At 70.1% G+C, this 3720-nt stretch carries 3 protein-coding genes; 1 reads left to right on the forward strand and 2 read right to left on the reverse strand.

Translation table 11 applies throughout. From position 1 onward, the window contains the following. Positions 1-1961, forward strand: a 1961-nt coding sequence (locus ACXJKG_RS20045; RefSeq protein ID WP_456847484.1) for an alpha-galactosidase, incomplete at its 5' end; no start/stop codon positions are given. A gap of 43 nt (positions 1962-2004) precedes the next feature. Here ACXJKG_RS20045 and ACXJKG_RS20050 read toward each other — a convergent pair. Continuing rightward, entirely contained in the window at positions 2005-2829 is an 825-nt protein-coding gene (locus ACXJKG_RS20050; protein ID WP_456823913.1) for a carbohydrate ABC transporter permease, read from the reverse strand. Continuing rightward, the coding region (locus tag ACXJKG_RS20055) for a carbohydrate ABC transporter permease (protein ID WP_456847485.1) at positions 2826-3720 on the reverse strand (895 nt) is incomplete at its 5' end. The genes ACXJKG_RS20055 and ACXJKG_RS20050, both read right to left, overlap by 4 nt.

Below are 3720 nucleotides of genomic sequence, written 5' to 3' on the forward strand. Positions count from 1 at the left end.
GCTACCCGGTCGACGGGCAGGTCGAGACCGCCGTGCTGCCGCAGGAGTCCGCCGGCTACCTGGGCACGCCGGGCCTCGTCGGCAGCCGGGCGGGCCAGGACTTCTCGACGCTCTTCCTCGTGAGCGCGCACGACGTCGCGACGACGCCCGACGGGACGCAGCGGCTGACGGTCGAGGCGCGCGACGCCGCCGCACGGCTGGGGCTGACGCTCGTGCTCGAGCTGACGGCGCAGGGGCTGGTGCGGCAGCGCGCGGTCCTGACCAACGAGGACGACGACGTCTACGGGCTGGAGGGGCTGCTGCTCACCCTGCCGGTCCCGGCGGTCGCCACCGAGCTGCTCGACTTCACCGGGCGCTGGGCTCGCGAGCGCAGCCCGCAACGCACGGCGTTCACGCACGGCACGCGGCTGCGCGAGAACCGGCGCGGCCGGACGGGCTACGACAGCGCGTTCGTGCTGGTGGCGGGCACGGCCGGGTTCGCCAACCGCACCGGCGAGGTCTGGGGGCTGCACACGGCCTGGTCCGGCAACCACCGGTCGCTGGCCGAGCGGAGCCACTACCAGCCCGGGGTGCTGGGTGGCGGGGAGCTGCTCGGCTCCGGCGAGGTGCGGCTGGCCCGCGGGGAGTCGTACGCGAGCCCGTGGGTCTACGGGGCCTGGGGAGTCGGGCTGGACGCGCTCGCGGGCCGGTTCCACGCGTGGATGCGTGCGCGCCCGCAGCACCCGCGCTCGCCCCGGCCGGTCACCCTCAACACCTGGGAGGCCGTGTACTTCCAGCACGACCTCGGGCGGCTGACCGCGCTCGCCGACGCCGCCGCGGCCGTGGGTGCCGAGCGGTTCGTGCTCGACGACGGGTGGTTCGGGGACCGGCGCGACGACACCCGGGCGCTGGGGGACTGGACCGTGTCCGCCGACGTGTGGCCCGACGGGCTGCACCCGCTGGTCGAGCACGTCACCGGGCTCGGGCTGGAGTTCGGGCTCTGGGTGGAGCCGGAGATGGTCAACGCCGACTCCGACCTGGCCCGCGCGCACCCCGAGTGGATGCTGCGGGTGCCCTCCCGGCTGCCCCGCGAGGCCCGCCACCAGCAGGTGCTCGACCTCGCCGTGCCCGAGGCCTACGCGTACATTCTCGAGCGGCTGGACGCGCTGCTTACCGAGTACGCGATCGGGTACCTCAAGTGGGACCACAACCGCGACCTCGTCGACGCCGGGCACGGGGGAGTGCCCGGGGTGCACGGGCAGACGCTCGCGGTGTACCGGCTGCTCGACGAGCTGCGGGCGCTGCACCCCGGGGTCGAGATCGAGTCGTGCTCGTCGGGCGGCGCGCGCGTGGACCTGGAGATCCTGCAGCGGACCGACCGGGTGTGGGCCAGCGACTGCATCGACGCCCTCGAGCGTCAGCAGATCCAGCGCTGGACCAACCTGCTGATCCCGCTCGAGCTCATCGGGGCGCACATCGGCTCCGGCACCGCGCACAGCACGGGTCGTCGGCACGCGCTGTCGTTCCGCGCCGCGACCGCGCTGTTCGGGCACCTCGGCATCGAGTGGGACCTGCAGGAGGCCGACGAGGCGCAGCGGGCCGAGCTCGCCGCCTGGATCGCGCTCTACAAGGACGTGCGCCCGCTGCTGCACGCGGGGACCGCGGTGCACGCGGACGTCCCCGACCCGGTCGTCGCGGTGCACGGCGTGGTCGCCCAGGACCGGGGGGACGCGCTGTACGCGATCGCGCTCACCGGCCGGTCGACGAGCACCGCGCTGCCGCGCGTCACGCTGCCGGGGCTCGACCCGGACGCGCTCTACGACGTGCGGCCGCAGGCGCCGGGCGACGGGGTCGACCACGCGCCGGCGTGGTGGACGGCCGAGGGCGTGCGGCTGCCCGGTCGACTGCTGTCCGGCGTGGGTCTCGAGGCGCCTCTGCAGCTGCCCGAGCGCATCGCGCTCGTGCGGGCGACGCGGGTCTGACACGACGACGGGGCGGCTGGTCGGCCGCCCCGTCGTCGTCGTGCTACTTGGTCGCGCCCGACGTGAAGCCGTTGTAGATGTAGCGCTGCAGGAACAGGAACAGCACCAGGATCGGGATGATCGTGATGACCACGCACGCGCAGATGGCTTCCCACTGCGAGCCGTAGGGCCCCTTGAACGCGAACAGCGCCGTGGAGATCGGGAGCTTGTCGGGGTCGTTCAGGTAGAGGTAGGGCAGGTAGAACTCGTTGTAGATGCCGATGCCCTTGATGATGACGACGGTCGCGATCGCCGGCTTGAGGTTGGGCAGGATGATCTGGAAGAAGATCCGCAGGTGCCCCGCGCCCTCGATCATCGCGGCCTCGTCCAGCGAGCGCGGGATGCTGCGCATGAACTGCACGAAGATGTAGATCGAGACGATGTCCGTGCCCATGAACAGCAGGATCAGCGCCCAGCGTGAGCCGTAGAGGCCCAGACCRTTGATGATCTGGAAGGTCGCGACCTGCGTCGTGACACCCGGCACGAGCGTCGCCAGCAGGAACATGAGGAGCACCAGGCTGCGGCCGCGGAACCGGAAGCGGTCCAGGGCGTATGCGGTCCCGGCGCCGATGAGGATGGTGCCCGCGATGGCGGCGCCGAAGATGAGCGCGGTGTTGAAGAACGCCAGCGCCATGCCGCCCTTGGTGAACGCCAGCACGTAGTTGTCGAAGTTGAACCAGCTGTCGGGCGGCTGGAACGGGTTCGTCGACAGGAACTCCTGGTTGGTCTTGAACGACCCGAACAGGATGAGCCCCAACGGCAGCAGCGTGACGATCGAGGCGACGACGAGCGAGACGTACTTGGCGGTGCTGGTGGCTGCGACCTTCACGTGAGGTCCACCTCCTCCTCCGGGACGAGCCGGCGCTGGAGCCACGTGACCAGCAGGACGAACACCAGCAGCACGACGGCCATCGAGGAGGCGAGCCCGACCATGTTCCGCTGGAAGGCCATCCAGAGGGTCCGGAGGACGAACGTCTCCGTGCCGTTGGCGCCGTTGGTCATGACGAACGGGATCTCGAAGACGGACAGCGAGCCGGAGATGCCGAGGATGAAGGCCAGGCCCACGATGGGTCGGATCGACGGCAGGATGATCGACCAGAACTCGTGCCAGCGGTTGGCGCCGTCGAGCGCGGCCGCCTCGTAGATCTCCGAGTTGATGGACTGGATCGCGCCCAGGAACATCACGAAGGTCAGGCCGGTGTACCGCCAGACGGAGACGGCCGCGAGCGAGAAGTTGGCGATGTCCGGGTCGCCGGTCCACTGATGGATGAGGCTCTCGAGCCCGGTCTTCATGAGAACCGTGTCAAGGCCGCCGCCCGGCTTGAGGAAGTTGAGGAAGATCAGCCCGATCGCGACGCCGTTGATGAGGTACGGGAAGAACAGGATGCCCTTCCACATGTTCTTGAAGCGCACCGTGAACGACAGGATCGTCGCGAAGTAGAGCGCGAGCGCCATCTGCACGAGCGAGCCCACGATGTAGAACAGCGAGACGTAGAACACCCGCAGGTTGTCGGGGTCCGTGAAGACGTCGATGTAGTTGTCGAGCCCGATGAAGTTCTTGGTCTTGTCCAGGCCGTCCCAGTCGGTGACCGAGTACCAGAACATGTTGACGACGGGCGTGTACGTCAGGAGCAGCAGCAGCCCGACGGGGACGAGCAGGAACAGGTAGGGCGTGAGGCGGCGGTACCACGCGGAGCGGCGGCCCGCCCCACCCCGAACC

This window comes from Cellulomonas sp. P5_C6 (genome assembly GCF_054049635.1).